The 20355-nt window shown below is 36.5% G+C and carries 14 protein-coding genes; 9 read left to right on the top strand and 5 right to left on the bottom strand.

Annotated elements, in window-relative coordinates; all coding sequences use genetic code 11:
- Nucleotides 1–154 precede the first annotated feature (154 nt).
- Genes Q0093_RS05055 through Q0093_RS05065 form a run of 3 tightly spaced genes read left to right on the top strand, consistent with a single transcriptional unit; the run spans nt 155 to nt 6588 of the window.
- Nucleotides 155–3433: a SusC/RagA family TonB-linked outer membrane protein gene (locus tag Q0093_RS05055; RefSeq protein ID WP_297928743.1), complete on the top strand. Its 3279-nt coding sequence runs from the start codon at nt 155–157 to the stop codon at nt 3431–3433.
- A gap of 12 nt (nt 3434–3445) precedes the next feature.
- Nucleotides 3446–4765, top strand: coding sequence for a RagB/SusD family nutrient uptake outer membrane protein (locus Q0093_RS05060; RefSeq protein WP_297304668.1), 1320 nt, complete (start codon nt 3446–3448; stop codon nt 4763–4765).
- Nucleotides 4766–4821: 56 nt separating this feature from the next.
- Complete coding sequence (locus Q0093_RS05065) at nt 4822–6588, top strand: T9SS type A sorting domain-containing protein (RefSeq protein WP_297928746.1); 1767 nt, start codon at nt 4822–4824, stop codon at nt 6586–6588.
- Between the two features lie 102 nt (nt 6589–6690).
- Here Q0093_RS05065 and Q0093_RS05070 read toward each other — a convergent pair whose 3' ends face one another.
- Both Q0093_RS05070 and dusB read right to left on the bottom strand, forming a co-directional pair.
- Nucleotides 6691–7437, bottom strand: coding sequence for a head GIN domain-containing protein (locus tag Q0093_RS05070; protein ID WP_294178096.1), 747 nt, complete (start codon nt 7435–7437; stop codon nt 6691–6693).
- A 26-nt stretch (nt 7438–7463) separates the two neighbouring features.
- Entirely contained in the window at nt 7464–8447 is a 984-nt protein-coding gene (gene dusB, locus Q0093_RS05075) for a tRNA dihydrouridine synthase DusB (protein ID WP_297928748.1), read from the bottom strand.
- Nucleotides 8448–8775: 328 nt separating this feature from the next.
- Here dusB and leuS point away from each other — a divergent pair, with 328 nt between their 5' ends.
- Both leuS and Q0093_RS05085 read left to right on the top strand, forming a co-directional pair.
- Nucleotides 8776–11544, top strand: coding sequence for a leucine--tRNA ligase (gene leuS, locus Q0093_RS05080; RefSeq protein WP_297928750.1), 2769 nt, complete (start codon nt 8776–8778; stop codon nt 11542–11544).
- A gap of 346 nt (nt 11545–11890) precedes the next feature.
- Entirely contained in the window at nt 11891–12760 is an 870-nt protein-coding gene (locus tag Q0093_RS05085; RefSeq protein WP_297304662.1) for a YitT family protein, read from the top strand.
- A 13-nt stretch (nt 12761–12773) separates the two neighbouring features.
- Here Q0093_RS05085 and Q0093_RS05090 read toward each other — a convergent pair whose 3' ends face one another.
- Nucleotides 12774–14345, bottom strand: a complete 1572-nt coding sequence (locus Q0093_RS05090; protein ID WP_294178089.1) for a phosphoethanolamine transferase — start codon at nt 14343–14345, stop codon at nt 12774–12776.
- Nucleotides 14346–14501: 156 nt separating this feature from the next.
- Between Q0093_RS05090 and Q0093_RS05095 the strand changes: the two genes are divergently transcribed.
- From Q0093_RS05095 to Q0093_RS05105, 3 genes are read left to right on the top strand one after another with little or no spacing between them, the layout of a single operon-like run.
- Nucleotides 14502–15083 carry a non-canonical purine NTP diphosphatase gene (locus tag Q0093_RS05095; RefSeq protein WP_294178087.1) on the top strand — a complete coding sequence of 194 codons (582 nt, stop codon included), beginning with the start codon at nt 14502–14504 and terminating at the stop codon, nt 15081–15083.
- 17 nt (nt 15084–15100) lie between these two features.
- Nucleotides 15101–17413: a two-component regulator propeller domain-containing protein gene (locus Q0093_RS05100; protein WP_297928753.1), complete on the top strand. Its 2313-nt coding sequence runs from the start codon at nt 15101–15103 to the stop codon at nt 17411–17413.
- A 32-nt stretch (nt 17414–17445) separates the two neighbouring features.
- Nucleotides 17446–17967 carry a DUF4251 domain-containing protein gene (locus tag Q0093_RS05105; RefSeq protein ID WP_297928755.1) on the top strand — a complete coding sequence of 174 codons (522 nt, stop codon included), beginning with the start codon at nt 17446–17448 and terminating at the stop codon, nt 17965–17967.
- Between the two features lie 52 nt (nt 17968–18019).
- Here Q0093_RS05105 and Q0093_RS05110 read toward each other — a convergent pair whose 3' ends face one another.
- Nucleotides 18020–18799, bottom strand: coding sequence for a radical SAM protein (locus Q0093_RS05110; RefSeq protein WP_297928757.1), 780 nt, complete (start codon nt 18797–18799; stop codon nt 18020–18022).
- 342 nt (nt 18800–19141) lie between these two features.
- Between Q0093_RS05110 and Q0093_RS05115 the strand changes: the two genes are divergently transcribed.
- Nucleotides 19142–19645, top strand: a complete 504-nt coding sequence (locus tag Q0093_RS05115; protein ID WP_022600061.1) for a DUF4294 domain-containing protein — start codon at nt 19142–19144, stop codon at nt 19643–19645.
- 10 nt (nt 19646–19655) lie between these two features.
- On the opposite strand, the gene Q0093_RS05120 is transcribed toward Q0093_RS05115, so the two are convergent.
- Nucleotides 19656–20183, bottom strand: a complete 528-nt coding sequence (locus tag Q0093_RS05120) for an RNA methyltransferase (RefSeq protein WP_297928759.1) — start codon at nt 20181–20183, stop codon at nt 19656–19658.
- Nucleotides 20184–20355: the final 172 nt, after the last annotated feature.

The raw sequence follows: 20355 nt of genomic DNA on the forward strand, positions 1-20355 counted from the left end.
TTTTTCAGCATGAAAAACAAAATAGTCAGATAAAATCAGAGAATTAGCAAATAACTGAAATAAAGGGATTTATATAAATTATATCCTTGAAGAGTAAAATATTATAAACCGTCCGAATAAACGAACGTTTTTTTGGACATACAGATTTTGTCAGATGAAAAAATTCTTATTGATTTCCACACTGATGGTTTATACAATGTCGGTATTCTCGGCTACCCGTGAAATCAAAGGACTTGTTACCTCAGATGAAGACAACATGCCGCTTATCGGAGCATCTGTATTCGTGTCGCCCGACGATCTGAAAAAGATAAATTATCCTAAAGAATCGATCGGTGTAATGACTGCTATCGACGGAAGCTTTATTATCAATGTCCCCGATAATATTACCCGCATTTTCTGTAGTTATCTGGGACATAACCAAAAAGAGATCAAACTCGGGAAAGAAACATTTTATAATATCAAATTAGAATCATCCTCTCACGAGCTTGACAATATCGTTGTTACCGGATATCAGAATATCGAACGACGGAAACTTACCTCTGCTATATCTAAAGTAAAAATGACAGATCAACTGATCGGAAGTTCTCATTCTATCGATCAAATCTTAGCTGGGCAAGTAGCCGGTCTTTCAGCGGTAACATCAACCGGTGCTCCGGGTGCTCCGGTAAAAATAAGAATTCGCGGAACTTCTTCTTTAAACGGAACACAAGATCCGTTATGGGTATTGGACGGTATTCCGTTAGAAGGCACGGATATACCTAAAATGGAAGACTTGCAAGATATAGATAATATATATTCTACATCTATTGCCGGTATCAACCCGAACGATATAGAAGATGTTACCGTTCTAAAGGACGCTGCTGCTACGGCGATATACGGTGCACGGGCTGCCAATGGAGTCATTGTTATTACGACCAAAAGCGGGAAAAAAGGAAAAACTCGTGTCTCCTTCTCTACAAAACTATCTTATGTTCCCAATGTTAACATCGATAGATTAAACTTATTGAACTCTGATGAAAAAGTTCAATTAGAAATGGATTTATTGCAATCAGACTATACTTATCGCGAAAAAAAAGGCGGTGTATCGGAAATATTGCAGCAATACAATCAACTCGACGCATTCAAGGCAGGAGGGTTTGGAGCCATTTCTCCCGAAGCCCAAGCCGCAATAAACCAATTACGCACAATAAATACAGACTGGAATGATATTCTTTTCCGGGATGCATTCAATCAGGAATACAACCTAAGTTTATCCGGTGGAGGCGATCGTGCTACTTATTACACCTCTTTGGGCTATTATACCGAAAAAGGAAATGTTATCGGTGTAGACGCCAGCCGATTCAATTTTACCGGTAAAACCACTTACAAGGTAAATAAATACTTGCAACTGGGAGCTAATATATATGCTAACCAGATGAAGAACCATTCATACTTAACCGATGCGGACAGCTTTACCAGCCCGACATTTTATTCTCGGAGAGCAAATCCGTATCAACAGGTATATGACGAAAATAATAATTACATATATGATGACAACATCACGGGCAAAGGTGACGATGAAATAGAAAATTTCAATATTTTCGAAGAAAGGAATAATACCTCAAACGAAAATACGATTCAATCGTTTTCTTCTATATTCGATGTAAATTTAAGGTTAAACGACCATTTCAAAATTACATCTCAAGTAGGTTTACAGGTAAATAACAGCTCGATCGAAAAAATAGCAGACCACGACAGTTATGCTATGCGTAAAGAAAAGAGAAAAACTCGTCTTGCCAGTTTAGGAGACAAATCATTTCTTCCGGACGGAGGTTTTCACAAACAATACGAAAATAAATCTTCTCAGGTCACTTGGAAAACAATGGCTGAATATCGTACTCAAATAAAGAATATACATGAAATAGAAGCTATGGCAGGAGCTGAGATAAGAAAAACTTGGTATCAGACCTTGTTCTCTGCAGGTTATGGATTCGACCGAAAAACTTTGACTACACAACCGGTTATTTTCCCAAGTAACGAGCAAGCTTCATCTGTTCCCCTGCATTCAAAAACTTATGTTGAAAATGCTTATGCGTCATGGTTCGGAACATTCTCTTATACGTTGCTGCAACGCTATACATTAGGAGGAAGTATCCGGTTTGACGGTTCTGACCTTTTCGGCGTAGATAAAAAATACCGTTATCTCCCGCTTTATTCGGTCAGCGGATTATGGAGAATCTCCAGTGAAGAATTTATGCGCTCGGCCGATTGGATAGATAACCTTGCGGTCAGAGCTTCTTATGGTATTCAGGGAAATATCGATAAAAATACATCCCCATACGTTATGGGAACTTACAAAGTAGAACAGATATTACCGGGCAACAGCGAGAGTACCATCCGGGTAGATTCTCCGCCCAACGATAAACTGCGTTGGGAAAAAACTCAATCGGTAAATGCAGGTCTCGACTTCTCGGTACTTGATCAGGCTATCAGCTTGGGAATAGATTATTACTATCGTTATAGCAGCGACTTGATCGGGACAAAAATGACACCTTTGGAAACAGGCTTCTCATCCACCACTGTCAATTGGGCGACGTTGAGAAACCAAGGAATAGAGTTGAGTTTGACGACAAGAAACATACATACAAAAAATTTCACATGGTTCACTAATTTCAACATCGGATATAACAATAACAAGATTTTGAAAATGTCCGTACCTGCCAACCAAACGACACCGTCATTGGTAGGTTACCCGATCGGCGCTATCTTCGCCTATCCGTCTGCCGGTCTCGACAGCGAAGGATACCCTCTGTTCCTAAATAGTGCCGGAGAAAAAGTTACCGCAGAACAATATTTCAATATGAAGAATGATGGTCCAGACCTTACGGCCGAAGAACATCGGGCTCTATTCAAATATATCGGAACTACAGAACCGCTTTACTCAGGAGGGTTTACAAACACATTTACTATCAAACGTTTCGAAATAGCGGTCAACTGTATTTTCAATTTAGGTCAGTACGTCCAGACACAACCTTCATACTCCATCACAAGTTATGATCGGGGAATGAATACGAATCGTGATATTTTAGACAGATGGACGCCAAGCAACCCGAACGGACGCTTCCCTGCGCTTATCAGTGATACGAAAAACGGACAGTCTTATCGCCACAACGAATATACGGCTTTCAATGACTTGAATTATTATAATTCGATGGACACTTGGGTAAAAAAAGGAAACTATATGAGAATACAAAGTATTCGTGTCGGATATAAACTGCCTGAAAATTGGCTGAAGTTATTCCACATGAGTTCCGGATCTATTTCTTTAGAAGGACGCAACCTGTTTGTAGTCGGATCGGACTATACCAATTATCTCGATCCGGAAACAATGGGTAATGTATATGCACAACCCATTCCGAAGTCAGTTACGTTCAGTCTTAATTTAAACTTTTAACGTACGAATCCGATGAAAAAGATAATTTATATACTGTCAATATTTTTGGCAACAGGATTTATTTCCTGCGACAATTTTTTGGACATTACTCCCGTCGGAAAAGTAATTCCTACTACTGCTACAGAATTCAGAGCTCTAATGACACAGGCATACGTAAGTACTCCTAAAAACGGAAGAGCACGTACAGCATTCCGCAGCGATGAAGTAGGATCTTTTACCGATACGGAAAGCCGAAGTCTTTATTTCGAAGAATGGACATGGGATGATTACAGTCCCGACTATTCTTCTGATTTTGGTTGGCGGCAATATTACCAAGCCCTTTTCCTCATCAACTATACAATAGAAAACGAAAATAAAATGACTGGGGGAAGTAAAGAAGAAATAGCACAACTCGTAGGGGAAGCATACGCCATGCGGGCATATATACACTTTATGCTGGTCAACCTTTACGGAAAACCCTATAACGAAGAAAATTTAAATACAAAAGCCGTTCCTCTTAAACTGAATTCGAACACTGAAGACGCTCCTTCACGGAATACGGTAGCAGAAATATACGCAGCCATAGAGTCGGATATCGTTGAAGCCGGGAAACGCTTGAATGTAGAAAAGTGGGATGCAGGTTTTAACTACAGATTCACCACTACGGCTTTAAAAGCATTCAGATCGAGATTATACCTGTATATGCAGAAATGGAGCGAATCTTTAAATGCATCTAAAGAAGTTCTGGAAATAAATAAAGAACTTGTAGATCTTTCGCAAACCACAATGCCGAACAATTACCAATCTGTAGAATCGATTATGGCGTTGGAATATTCCTCTGCAGATATAAACAAGGCTATCTACATCTCTACAGATCTATATAATCTCTACAACTCTAACGATTACAGAAGAAGAAATCGCTTTTACACTTCAGAAGGAAGCGGAAGATATACGGTAAGAAAGGGCGGAAGCAACGAATATGCCTGTACATTCCGAACCGGAGAGATATATTTGAATGCTGCCGAAGCAGCCTGTCAGGATGATAATCTGATTGATGCGAAAGATTATCTTTTACAACTAAAAGCAAAACGGTTCAATGCTACCGGTTATGCCGAAGAAGAAACAAAAGTAGAGGCAATGGATAAGGATGAATTGCTTCAGGAAATATATGACGAACGTTATCGTGAGCTGGCTTTCGAAGGACACCGCTGGTTTGACCTTCGCCGTACTACTCAACCGGCAATTACAAAAACAGAAAACGAGAAAGAATATAAACTCGAACAGGGTGACGAGCGTTATACTATCCGCATACCGAACGAGGCTATACAAAGTAACCCTAATCTGACCAACTAAAGTCAGATTAGGTATTTTTCTCATATACTATTTATCCACTTTAAATTATTGTGATTATGAAAAAAGGACTACTTATTCTTTTTTGTGCAGCGTTAGTAACGTCGGCACAAGCACAGTGGAGTAAAACCATAGATACTCCGACAAAAGCATCCTATGCCACAACATCCTCTGCCGTTGCTGTTACACCATCCGGTGAAACTTACGTGGCAGGAAGTTTAACTAAAGAAGATGTCAGTTTTGGAAATACAGCATTGAACTTTGAAAACACAGGAGATTCGTTCCTGTTTAAATACAGTGCTACGGGTGAACCGGTATGGGCAAATGTAATTAACGGAGAATCGACTCAAATCAACGCCATCACTTATGATAACGATGGGAATATTTACGTAGCCGGTACATATACAGGAGAAACAACCACATTCAATGGCCAGGACAATAGCAAACAAACAGCAACTTGTAATACATACGAATCTCCATTAGGAGAAGGAACTTTATATACAAATTCCGGATTCATTGCAAAATACAGTAATACTGGTGTTTTGTTGAAATTGGAAACTTTTAAAACCAATCTGGCAGATATGCCCGGTACATCTTTTATGTTTCTAATAGTGGACGCAAGCTTTAACATACAAGATCTACAATTTATAAATGGTAAATTATATGCATCTGTTCTTTATGCCGGGAAAACAGAAAAAGACGGATTCACTTTTAATGCAAAAGCCTTTGATGACGGTACAGGCATGGCTGCCGACTTATATAGCGGTTGTGCAATCTCATTGACTACCGACCTCGCAATCGATGCAAAATTAGCAGATTTAAGTCCTGTTGTCGCAGAAGGAACAAATGCCCTTTACTCGGTTACGGATGCCAAAATGTATGCTAATGCAGATCACATATACGCTATATTCGGTGCGATGGGTAATCAAACCCTGACCGTAGGGAATAGTTCTGACAAGATAGAATTGCCTATCGAAGGAGAATTATACAGCAGAGGTATTATTCTTGCCGATATTAATATCGATGGTACGCTGAATCAGAAAAACGTATATGAATCAGCCAATGCATCAACAAATGATCTTCAAAATGTAATCGGAGGTATTTCAGAAAGAGATGGTAAAATTGTCGTAGCCGGATTGTTTAATGAAAACCTTCCTTTCCAAAACGATTTAACTTGTAAAGGAAAATTCGACTCGTATGCAGTAAAAATAAATCCATCCGACCTCTCTGTAGAAACAGCAAGACAAGGAAATATAGAGACTCCTGCTATTGATGCTTCAAAAAAAGAATACATAACCGTATATCCTACGGGAACTACATTCTCTACAAATAAAATTTATTCGACTGTTGATTATGGATTCAGCTCCAGAGATCAAGCAGACAAAGTAGTTACTACCTATTCTTCTTATTCCATCGTTTATGATTATAAAAGCGGAGAAACAACATCTACAAAAGAAGCTGAAAATGTATATAAGAATGGTGTAGGAGCATGCGATAATAAAGTATCTACTGTAACGATAAATATAACAAATAGTGAATTTGATGAAGGAACATTTACCGTAGATCAAATTATAGATGGAGAAAGCTCTGCTATCGACAACAATATAGCCGATAAAACTATTATCAAAGCTTATCCTAATCCGGTGAAGGACATTCTTAACTTCTCTGAAGCTTGTGACGTGACCATCGTAAACGGACAAGGTAGTGAAGTAAAAGCAGCTTCTGCAACTACTCAAATTTCGGTAGATGACCTTGCTGCCGGTTATTATATCGCAAAAATCAAAACTGCTGATGGAACGACAGTAATTCCGTTCATCAAAAAATAAAGAATAGAAGCCTTTTAATAAAAAAACCGGGAAATAATTTTCCCGGTTTTTTTATTAAATAATTGTCTATATATCAGATGCGTGCAAAGACAAAAAAACAGATTAATCAATCAGAGGAATAGCACGACCCGACCCGATTCCACGTTTCTTGACAGTAGGCTTTCCCTTATAATAAACATCACCTTTCCCGGTAATAAAAGCTTTCAGATTTTCTTCAGCCCAACAGCCTATACTTCCGTTTCCGGTAATATTGCAACTTACATCACGGGCTTTCAACTCATGACCTTTTATCTCTCCCGAACCGGCAATAGACAAACGGGCTTCGCGGCATGTACCGCTTAGAAATATATCCCCCGAACCGGTCATAATACGAGCTTTTACGATACCGTAATCAAGATTATTGCAACGAATAAGACCATTGCCCATCAACAAAATATTCAATTCTGAACCGGATAAACTACCGGAAGTCTCGAAAACTCCGCCCGCATCGCTCTGCACTTCCTGCAAATCGGAAGAATAAACATCTAAAATAATAACCCCGTATTCACGTTTAGCCGTGTTGATGAATTTTATTTCTAATGTTCCGTCTTTCGAAACCGGCTTCACTTCATCCAAAATATTTTCTTCACCGTACATCCGTATCAATCCTGCAGAATCCTTGCTATGATGATATACGACATTGAATGCCGTATTGATTTTTACCCTGTAAAAATCATCTACTTTTATCTCTTTAGTAACATATTTATCATTTCCGTCACCGACATTCGAAACAACAGCCTGTGCTGAAAATAACGATAATGAAAAGAGACAGCATACCGCTGCAATTCTCCCAAAATTTTTCATTCTCATGATCTCTGATTATTTTTACATTAATTCTATTTTATCAATATTTCAGACTCTATTTTATCCAAAATCGCAGACAATTCAATAAAATTTTCAGCTCTGAGCATAGCTATACGTATATCCCTGAAATTAGGAATGCCCTTAAACAAAGGCGTTGCAGCCAAATGTCTGCGGATATGCAAAATCCCGCGACGTTCATCTAACCGGTCGATACTTTCTTTCAATTGCCGACGCAAAACAGACATTTTATCCGAAACAGACAAAGGTTCGCAATGCCCGGTTTCTATATATTGTTTTATCTCCTTAAAAATCCAAGGAGAACCGATAGAAGCCCTGCCTACCATAATAGCATCTACACCGTATTTTTCGAATTTTTCACGAGCGATTTGCGGTGTCGTTACATCACCGTTTCCTATTATAGGTATTCTCATACGAGGGTTCTCTTTCACTTTGCCTATCAAACTCCAGTCTGCCTCTCCGGTGTACATTTGACTGCGAGTACGTCCGTGAATCGCCAATGCAGCAATACCGCAATCCTGCAACCGTTCTGCCAACTCTACGATTATTCGGGAATCATGATCCCATCCCAACCGAGTTTTCACTGTCACGGGAATTTTTACGGCATTTACAATAGCTCGGGTAATTTCGAGCATTTTAGGAATATCCCTCAGCATTCCGGCTCCGGCGCCTTTCCCTGCCACTTTTTTCACAGGACATCCGAAATTAATATCTAACACATCAGGACAAGCCTCTTCACAAATACGGGCAGCATCAACCATAGCTGCCGTCTCGCGACCGTAAATCTGTATTGCGACAGGGCGCTCCTCGTTCCGAATAGAAAGTTTAGCTTGCGTCTTGTCCACGTTTCGTATAAGAGCATCGCTCGACACAAATTCGGTATATACCATATCTGCTCCGAACTCTTTACACATGAGTCGAAAAGACACATCCGTAACATCCTCCATAGGAGCTAATAAGACCGGGTATCTGCCCAAATCCATATTTCCTATTTTCATTATTCAATCTGTCATTAGATTAAGACTATTCTCGTATATACAAGAGATAATCTTTACAAACGTACAAAAACTTTTTATTTTACAGACAATCACCTCTTGTACAGAACTCTCTTTTCACACATTTTTTAAAGTTATCCCGTTCTTATAACCATAAACTATCTTTTTGAACAAAACAAGAAGCTTAGGGCTTCGTCTGAATTTTACAGAAGGAAAATTTAGACGGACTCTTATATACAGCATATTTTTATTACTTTTGCAAAGATATTTACTATCAAAACCAACATATTGTAAATAATATACTTACGAAAAGAGATAAAACAGATATAAAATGGAATATAATTTCAGGGAAATAGAAAAAAAATGGCAACAGTACTGGAAAGATAACCAGACGTATAAAGTAACCGAGAAAGAGGGAAAAAAGAAATTTTATGTTTTAGACATGTTCCCGTATCCGTCCGGTGCAGGTTTGCATGTCGGGCATCCTCTCGGATACATCGCTTCAGATATTTATTCCCGTTTTAAACGCCTGAAAGGATTCAATGTTCTGCATCCGATGGGATATGATGCATACGGGCTTCCGGCCGAACAATATGCGATACAGACCGGACAGCACCCGGCAATAACTACCGAAAAAAATATCAACCGTTATCGAGAACAGCTTGATAAAATAGGATTTTGTTATGACTGGAGTCGTGAAATACGCACGTGCGATCCGGAATATTATAAATGGACACAATGGGCTTTTGAAAAAATGTTCAACAGCTTTTATTCCTATGATGAACAAAAGGCTCTACCCATAGAAACTTTAATTAAAACCTTCGAAACGTCCGGAACTGAAGGGCTGAATGTCGCTTGCAGCGAAGAGCTTTCTTTTACGGCGGACGAATGGAAAAAGATGAGTGTCAAGGAACAGCAAAAAACTTTGCTGAATTATCGTATTGCCTATTTAGGAGATACGATGGTAAACTGGTGTCCGCAACTTGGAACGGTCCTCGCTAACGACGAGGTCAGCGAAGGTTTGTCGGTTCGTGGAGGCTATCCCGTAGAACAAAAAATCATGCGTCAATGGTGTTTACGAGTATCGGCCTACGCACAACGTTTACTCGACGGACTCGATACCATAGATTGGAGCGAATCTCTCAAAGAAACGCAAAGAAATTGGATAGGACGATCCGAAGGTGCTGAAATGAAATTTAAAGTAGTAGAATCGGATGTAGAGTTTACTATTTTCACAACACGTGCCGATACGATCTTCGGTGTTACTTTTATGGTATTAGCTCCGGAAAGCGATTACGTGGCACAGGTAACTACTCCCGAACAGAAAAAAGAGGTAGATGCCTATCTGGACAGTATCAAACATAGAACAGAGCGCGAACGATTAATGGATAGAAGCGTAAGTGGAGTATTCTCCGGAGCATACGCTATAAATCCGCTGAATAATGAAAAAATTCCTATCTGGATAAGCGATTATGTGCTCGCCGGATACGGAACAGGAGCAATTATGGCAGTACCGGCACATGATAGCCGCGACTATGCCTTTGCCAAACATTTCGGCCTGCCGATCATCCCGTTGATAGAGGGCTGCGACGTTTCCGAAGAAAGTTTCGATGCCAAAGAGGGTAAGATGATCAATTCTTGCGGAAACGGTCTCGACCTCAACGGCCTTGAAGTAAAAGAGGCTATAGCTAAAACAAAAGCTTTTATACAGGAAAAAGGATTAGGACGGATCAAAGTCAATTATCGTCTGCGCGATGCCATTTTCAGCCGTCAACGATATTGGGGCGAACCGTTTCCTGTCTATTATAAAGACGATATGCCCTATATGCTGGACGAAAGCAAATTGCCTTTGTTATTGCCGGAAATAGATAAGTTTCTACCGACCGAACAAGGTGAGCCGCCTCTGGGAAGAGCGAAAAATTGGGAAACAGAAGATCACTTTCCTTTAGAACTTTGCACCATGCCGGGATTTGCCGGATCATCAGCATACTATCTCCGTTATATGGACCCGCATAATAACAATGCGCTCGTATCGAAAGAGGCTAATGAATATTGGCGCAATGTAGATCTTTATATCGGTGGAACCGAACATGCCACCGGACACCTTATTTATAGCCGTTTCTGGAACAAATTTCTGTATGATCTGGGAATTGTCTGTGAAGCCGAACCGTTCCGCAAATTAGTAAATCAAGGTATGATTCAAGGCCGGTCTAATTTCGTTTACAGAATAAAAGATACCAATACATTCGTATCATACAACCTTAAAAAAGAATATGATACGACCCCTATACACGTAGATGTAAACATCGTAAGTAACGATATTCTCGATATAGAGGCTTTCAAAAAATGGAGACCCGAATTTGAAACGGCAGAATTTATTTTAGAAGACGGAAAATATATTTGCGGATGGGCAGTGGAAAAAATGTCGAAATCGATGTTCAACGTCGTAAATCCGGATGATATAGTAGAAAAATACGGTGCAGATACTCTCCGTTTATATGAAATGTTTTTAGGTCCGCTCGAACAAAGCAAACCTTGGGATACAAACGGTATAGACGGTGTACATCGCTTCTTAAAAAAATTCTGGAATCTGTTCTTCGACGGAGACCAATTGACCGTAAACAACGAAGAACCTACACGGGAAGAACTGAAATCGTTACACAAACTTATCAAAAAAGTAAGCTGGGATATAGAAAATTTCTCATACAATACTTCTATCAGCGCTTTTATGATTTGCATAAATGAGCTTTCAGCATTAAAATGCAGAAACAGTAAAATACTGGAACAAATCATAATACTGCTGACTCCGTTCGCACCGCATATATGTGAAGAATTATGGTCGCAATTAGGACACACGACGTCGGTATGCGATGCACAATGGCCGGAATTCAATGAAGAATATCTCAAAGAAGATACTGTCAACTATACAATTTCATTCAATGGAAAAGCCCGCTTTAATATTGAATTCGCAGCAGATGCTTCTAAAGAAGAAATAGAAAAAACAGTATTGGAACATCCGTCATCGGCAAAGTGGATAGACGGAAAGACTCCTAAAAAGATTATTATTGTCCCTAAAAAGATCGTCAATATCGTTCTTTAAACGAAAAAACTTCACAAGATTTTATGAAAATACCCCGAAAAGTATAGTAACTATATTTTTCGGGGATATTTATGAATATCAGCCTGTTTAGCCAAATATGAAATTTGGAAAAATATAAAAAAGATGTAACTTTGAAATTATTTTCAGAGTCTATCTAAATTTTACTTATCAGGTTTGAGAGTTTTTTTGAGTATATCTCTTTGTTTTTACGGGAAGTATATCGGACGATCTGACAAGAGGAAACGAAAAAAGACCGAAAAAAAATACAAGAATGATTTGATAATATTTTCTTATTGGAAAATTTATACAGATTCTCGATGGTAACGATATAAACAATATCAGCATTATGAATTTAAATTCTCATAAAGCCTGGATCGAAATAAAAGACTACACGATCATCGTTTTCGGATTAGTTCTTTATGCTTTCGGATGGACGAGTTTTTTACTTACCAATGAAATCACCACCGGAGGTATTGCCGGAGTTTCGGCACTCATCTTTTTCGGGACTAAAATACCGGTAGCAATATCTTATTTTACACTAAATGCTTTACTGTTAATAGCAGCAATACGTATTTTGGGAATACAGTTCTGCATACGCACCATATTCAGCGTCATAGTCATGACTTTGCTTCTTTCATTTTTCGGAATGTATATAAAAGAACCGCTCATTACCGGAGAACCGTTTATGTCGTGTATTATAGGAGGAATACTCTGCGGAGCGGGAATAGGTATTGTCTTCACCCATAACGGCAGCACCGGAGGAACAGATATTATTGCCGCCATGATAAATAAGTATAAAGAAATATCTTTAGGAAGATCTATTTTGTATTGCGACTTTCTTATCATATCGTCCTCTTACGTACTTTTCCATAGCATCGAGAAAATCGTTTTCGGGATCGTAGTCATGGCAGTAATGACTTATACCTGCGATATGATTATAAACGGAGTCAGACGATCTATACAAATATTGATATTTTCAGAAAAGTATGAGGAAATAGCAGACCGTATCAACAAGGATATCAACAGAGGCGTCACTATTCTCGACGGAATGGGATGGTACTCTAAACAACCCAAGAAAGTATTGGTTATCCTTGCCAAAAGGAATGAATCTTTATCGATTTTCCGACTGGTAAAAGAGATAGATCCTCATGCATTTATATCTCAATCCAATGTAGTCGGCGTATATGGAGAAGGTTTCGATAAAATCAAAGGATGATATTTATTTTCTTTTATTCCGAACTTTCAAAAATACTTTTACTCTTAACGAGTATATCCGTATCCAAACATCCGGCATCTATAATAGAAGGAAAAACAAAATCTGTCATATAAGATTTATCCTTATTTTTCAATGCGTTCTTCAAGTGCTCAGGATGCAACGACTTATATTTTTCAGACATCCATACAAACATTGCCGTACGAAACATTGTCGGATGAGAAGTTCCATGTAAATAAAAAGAATCGTCTCCTAAAGCTTCACCATGATCCGAAACAAATATCAAAACAGCATTTTTATCTTTTAATTTGTCGATTATTTCAGAAAGAATATAATCGGTATATAAGATCGTATTATCATACGAATTTCTGATTTCTTCATCCGTACAATAAGCAATGATTTTACTCTTCAAAACAGGCTTATATACTTCATACTCTTTTGTATAATGTAAATTATACCACCAATGTGAACCGATAGTATGAAGAATTATCAGTTTTTTAGAATACTCGGAGTCTATCATTCGATTATAATAAGGTAATATATCCTCATCAAGCCATTGATCGAAACTATAAACATCATGGGATCGATTTACATAAAAAACTGTGTCGGCTTCATTTATAAAATAAACATACGACTTTTCCGAATCTTGATTACTTATCCATGAAGTATGAAATCCACCGGCCTTGAATACATCTATAAAAGACCTCTCTTTATAAGCTCTATCTGCATGCAACGTATCGGTACGAGTCATTAAATAGGGGAGAGCTTGATTTGTAATAGAATATAAAGAATTTACATTAGGAAATGATATAACACCCAAAGTATCGAGATTAGGAGTAGTTTTGCGAAAATACCCGTTTACCGAAAGATGATCGGGACGAAGGGATTCCCCTATAACTAAAACCACAGTAATAGAATCGCACTCCGACTCTACATAGTCAAAAGAGCGTTCTCTCTCTTTAGCTATATCCATCTTTCCTTTATAATAATCTAAAGTAGTAAAAACAAGATTAGCCGGAATACGTTTTTCTATCATTCTTTTTACAGGAGAATTACCCTGAAACATCAGAAAGAAAAGAGAAAATGCACAAAATGCATTAAAAGAAAACAAACAAGACTTTCTATATATCTTCATTCTCCAAAGATACCGTACGAATAAAAACGAAATAACCAGATTTATCAATACAAATAACACCAAATAAGGAGAAATAAGCTCTGCCGTTATACGCACATCATTATTAAAGGCTGTATATAGCATCATACTGTTTAAAACGAATTTATAAGCATATCTAAAATAAGTAAGTACGGCACATATAATACTGAATAATGGAAAAAGAAGAGCAAACAGATATTTGTTCATAGAAACAAATACCCAACAAAGAAACGGAACAAACGAAACACAAGCCCATTGAATTCCGTTACCTACGTAATCCTTAAAAGAAGAACATGGTATAGATATAAAATCGGATAATGTAAAAAACAAAGCCCAATAAAAGCCTATACCGATCAAAAAACAATAATAACTTTTATTCTTATATAATATATTTCCGAACTCCCGAAAAAACTTATATCCCCATATCGATTTCATAAAATCTATTTTAAAAACAAAAATAGATAATTTTATCCTATAACAATAAGATAATCATTATATAGAATATTCATTTTATATTTTATACTTTTGTTTCAGAAAGAAACAACAATAATAAGTTTATTTATAACGTTATATACAATAAGTTATTCTATTATGAAACAGATCGTCTTCGCAACAAATAATAAACACAAATTAGAAGAAATCAGGAATATTCTCGATCATACACTGAATATTTTAAGTCTTGATGATATAAATTGTCATGAAGACATTCCTGAAACCGGAAGCACAATAGAAGAAAATGCTCTTATCAAAGCCCGATATATAAAAGAAAAATACGGTTACGACTGTTTTGCAGACGATACGGGGCTCGAAATAAAGTCCTTAAACAATGAACCCGGAGTATATTCGGCACGATATGCCGGAAATGATCATAACTCAGAGAAAAATATGCAGAAAGTCCTTGAAAATTTAAAGGACAAAAACGATCGTTCAGCCTGTTTCAGAACTTGCATAGCATTAATAACAGGTAATAAAGAGTATCTTTTCGAAGGAAAAATAGAAGGACAAATCATCACCGAAAAAAAAGGAGAATCAGGATTCGGATACGATCCTATATTTGTACCGGACGGATATACTCAAACATTTGCAGAATTAGGAAATGACATAAAAAATAAAATAAGCCACAGAGCTTTAGCTGTAAAGAAACTTATAAACTTTTTACAACCTACACAATAAAAAAGAGTGACTCGATTATGATGAAAAAACTATTCTTTTTTGTCGGTATATTACTTTACTCTTTTCTGTCTTTTGCCCAGACAGAAGTAGGAGCATGGAAAATTTATCCGGTATTTCTTACTCCCTCACAAATAACAGAGACAAAAGACAAAATATATTTTCTTTCGGACGGATATCTATTTTCTTATGGTAAAGAAGATGAAGAATTCAGAGAATTGAATCGGTTAAACATACTTTTCGATAACGATATAAAACTCATAAAATACAACGATGAACACGATATAATGACAATTGCTTATACAAACAGCAATATAGATCTTATAATAGGAGAATCGGTATATAACATACCCTATATAAAAAATACAGCCATAACTTCTTCTAAAAGTATTAATGACATAACTTTCTATAAAGATGAAATATATCTTTCTACAGATTTCGGCATCGTTATACTGAATGTTCCCAAAAAAGAGATAAAAACGACCTATAATTTCAATAAAGCCATTAATTCTGCTGCAGTAATGGGAGAATATTTTTATTGTCTGGTACAAGGAGAAGGGCTTTATCGTTGTAAACTGGATGATGTATTATATGATTTCGACAATTGGGAAAAATGTTATTCGACCGAAGGCACTCAATTGCTTTCATTAGAAAACGGGATGTGGATGTTGGATATTAATAAGAATATCATTTACTTCGATACAGAAAATAATCCTACCGCTATTTACAATAAAGGCGATATATCCTCTATAAAAGAAACGAATACCGGCTATATGGCTTGCGGAACAAATAACATAATAGTATATGATAAAAACAATAAAAAAACCGATGAAATCATTTATTCTGATTATAATATGTCGGACGTTATTCCGATAGATGTAAGTATGAATAATAGACAAAATACATATTGGATATTGCATAAAAAAGGCATTGCCGCATTTAAAAGAAACAACGAATCTTTTCAGCAATCTAAAAATATAGACAACCTCAACTACTCTACTGTCAATATTCCCTATTTCTTAACTATGACCGACAACGGCAAATTATATGTCAGTACACAGGGTGTAAGCAGTAAAAATATTTATGACCAATATATAGATTCCCACATATCGATTTACGAAAATAATAAATGGTCTAATATAGAAACTGATAATATCCCTACGACCATACATCCGGATATAAAGTTCTGTACGACTTACAATATTGCCGAAGATCCTGAAGATCCTGAAACTTTTTATATAGGAACGTGGTTCGAAGGTTTGTACCGTTTTAAAAACAATCAATATGATACTCATTGGAACGGAACAGAAGATAGTTCTCCCATTTCCGGCGGATGGAGTCATAAAGTAAATTGTTTAAATTTCGATTCATCTAAAAACTTGTGGATGGCTAATTACAGTACACCGGGCATTCTCGTCATGAAAAAAGACGGAAATTGGATAAAACTAAATTACCCCGATATAGTAACACAGCAATATACCGAACAAATAATATTATGCAAACACTCTTCTTCCAAATGGGTTATCGTTCCCAAAACTTCTTTTGTTTTCGCTTTTAATACGAATAATACTTTGGAAAATATGAGTGATGACCAGACTCGAAAATTTTCTACCTTTTCGGATCAGGATAATAAACAAATAGACGGAAACGACTTTATTTGCGCTGCAGAAGACAGAAACGGACAATTATGGATAGGTACGAACAGAGGGCCTATCGTACTAAATAATCCCGATAATTTCATGCAATCCGATTTTAGATGTACACGAATAAAAATACCGAGAAATGACGGAACAAACGCGGCAGATTTACTCCTAAACGATGAAAATATACAATACATCGCTGTGGACGGAGCTAACCGCAAATGGATTGCTACTCAATCTTCGGGAGTATATTTAGTTAGTGAAGATGGTCTTGAAACCATACATCACTTTAATATGGACAATAGCATATTACCCTCGAACAACGTCCTGTCGATAGCCATAAATAAAATTACCGGAGAGGTATTTTTCGGAACTGAAAAAGGATTGGTTTCTTATCGTTCCGATGCGACCGAACCTAAAGAAGATTTCTCCAATGTATATGCATTCCCGAATCCCGTTCGTCCCGATTATACAGGAGTTATAACAATTACAGGATTACAAGAAAGATCTTTAGTCAAAATTACCGATACGACCGGAAATCTTATTTATCAAAATTATTCGGAAGGCGGTCAAATGGTTTGGAACGGACTGAACAGAAACGGAGATAGGGTAAAAACAGGAGTATATTTGGTATTCGCTTCGTCTAGCAATGGAAAAGAAGGTGTCGTTACCAAAATATTAATAGTAAACTGATGACTTTTTCCTGAACTTAAAAAAAATTTGTTATGAAGAAGATTTTAATATTATGTATGTCAGCCGTTATCTGCATCGCTTTTGCAACGGCACAAAACAAAAAATCAGTATCGGCAAATTCTATTCAGAAAGAAAAAACACAACAAACGGAGAGTAAAAAAATATTAGATGCCATACAGAATAAAAAATATAAAATATCGGTCATTTCAGCTTCTCCGATGAACGGAAAGACAGTATATCTCACCTCTCCTTATTTTGTAAAAATAAGTAATGATTCGGCATATATAGAACTTCCTTATTTCGGAGTTGCCTATTCCGTTCCTTACGGTGGCGGAGAAGGAGGGATAAAAGCACAGAATAAATACGAAAATTATAAACTTCGTGCTCTTAAAAAAGGAAAATATGCCGTTAACTTCAATATAAGAGGAAACGAAGATGTTTTCAAAATATCCATAGATATGTGGCCTTCGTCAGGTAGTGCATACATACATGTGCAACCAAACAATAAACAAGGCATTTCTTACAATGGAAATATTGTTTTAGAGCCTTTTTAATTATAAACAAAATTAAGACAGGCTCTTAATTTCAAAAATAAATATCATAACGTCAAGCCGAAACTGAAACATCCAGACCGGCTTGACGTATTTTTCGAGCTATTTCTTCAAGTTTTTCTTTAGATAACTTTTCAAGATTTTTCTCTGGAGTTTCTCTATCTATACTATAAATCATTACCTGTTTAGGATTTATAGATTTTACGGTTTCTAACCATGCATCCACTTCTTTATCTGTTGTATTATCAATTCTTTTACCCTTATGTTCTCCACGTAAAAATAAAGTTTGTATAATCAAATTTCCATTAAAACGTTTCAGATTATCAACTAACTTATCAACAGAAAATTCATGTTGATTAGGTTCATTAATGAGCTTTATAGTATCTAAAAACACAGAATCCAATTTCAATATATTATTATCCACTTTGTTCAAAGCCCTGAAAACAGACTCTTTTCCTATATGACAGGCGTTGGACAAAACACTTACTTTGGCTTCCGGAAAATATTTATTCCTCAAATTTATGGTGTCTTCTATAATCTCTTCGAACTGCGGATGCAAAGTAGGTTCTCCATTACCGGCAAAAGTGATGACATCGGGTTTTTCACCTCTTTCGGCCATAAGTTTCAATTTATCATCCAATGCGTTATATACAGCCTCCCGAGTAGGCAAACCGTTTTTACCCCGCTTGTCGGCATTATAACCGCATTCGCAATAAATGCAATCGAAAGAACATACCTTACCGTCATCGGGTAAAAGATTCACTCCTAAAGAAACACCCAATCTCCGGCTGTGTACCGGTCCGAAAACAATCTCTCTGAATAGAATAGTTGACATATTTTTCCTTTTTACCGACTACAAAAATAATCATTCGCTTTTTCTGTAACAAAAACGAATTGTCAATTGTTATATCAACTATTTTACTCTAATTGTTAATAAACAAAATAATAAACTTATATACAATATATTATATAATATAATCAATATCTTATAAACAGATAAATTACTAGTTATTAACAAGCCGAAACTATATAATAAATAATGCAAAAAATAAAATTCATACTTACTAATACACTATTTTTGTAACTGATGAAGAAAGTAGTAGTCATAATATGTAGCATAGTATGTTTATGCGGATTAATCTCCCCTATACATAGTCAGTCCGTAGCTTATAACCAGATGTACAGAACAATTATAGAAAACGGAGATACTGTATGGATGGTACTTATGCGACCTGTTTATTGTTTTCCTCCTTTAAAATTCAAGAATAGTAAAGAAGAAAAATACTATTGGAGAACCGTACGTGATGTAAAAAAAACTCTGCCTTATGCAAAACTCGTATATAATGCACTGATAGAAACTTATGAGTATATACAAACCCTACCTGAAAAAGAAAGAAAAGCTCATTTAAAACGTATGGAAAAAGAACTTTTCAAAGAATATAAACCCGTATTGAAAACATTTACATATTCTCAAGCTAAATTGCTCATAAAACTCATAGACAGAGAATGTAATCAATCTTCCTTCAATCTTATAAAAGCTTTTTTAGGAGGTTTCCGGGCAAATGTATGGCAAACCTTCGGAAGTTTATTCGGAGTAAGCCTTAAAAAAGAATGGGAACCGGAAGGTAGCGACAAAATGCTGGAAAGAATATGTATATTAGTAGAATCGGGACAACTTTAATACATAAAATTTATTTCAACATTTTAAAGAAATCCCATATAACTAATCCTGCTGTCACCGATACATTTAAGGAGTGTTTTGTCCCGAACTGAGGTATCTCTATACTTTGATTACATTTATCAACAACATTTTGTTGCACTCCTTTCACCTCATTACCCAGAACGACAGCGTATTTAGAATTTTTATTCAACTGTAAATCATATAATATGATACTGTTCTCAACCTGTTCTATGGCATACACTACATACCCTTCTTCATGTAATTTATCAACAGCATCGTTAGTATCTTCGAAATAACGCCATTCGACACTATCTTCTGCTCCTAAAGCCGTCTTATGTATCTCAGGATGAGGAGGAGTAGCGGTAATGCCACATAAATAAACAGCCTTCACTAAAAAAGCATCGCTCGTACGAAAGACCGATCCTACATTATTCAGACTCCTTACATTATCCAGAACCACTATAAGAGGTATCTTGTTTTTCTTTTTAAATTCTTCCTGCGAAATTCTATCAAGTTCTAAAATAGTCTTCTTTTTCATTATCTCTAAATATTACGCATCTTAATATATTGCAAAGATATAATTTTCTCTTTGTGCAAACCCTATTAAAAATATGCTGATAACTTGTGAAAAACATCGGATAAATAAAGAATAACTTTTTCTCATTAAACATAGGACAATTAAAATATTCTATTATATGAAACGAGAAACC

The sequence above is a fragment of the uncultured Coprobacter sp. genome (assembly GCF_947855755.1).
In the GTDB taxonomy this organism is placed as follows: Bacteria; Bacteroidota; Bacteroidia; order Bacteroidales; family Coprobacteraceae; genus Coprobacter.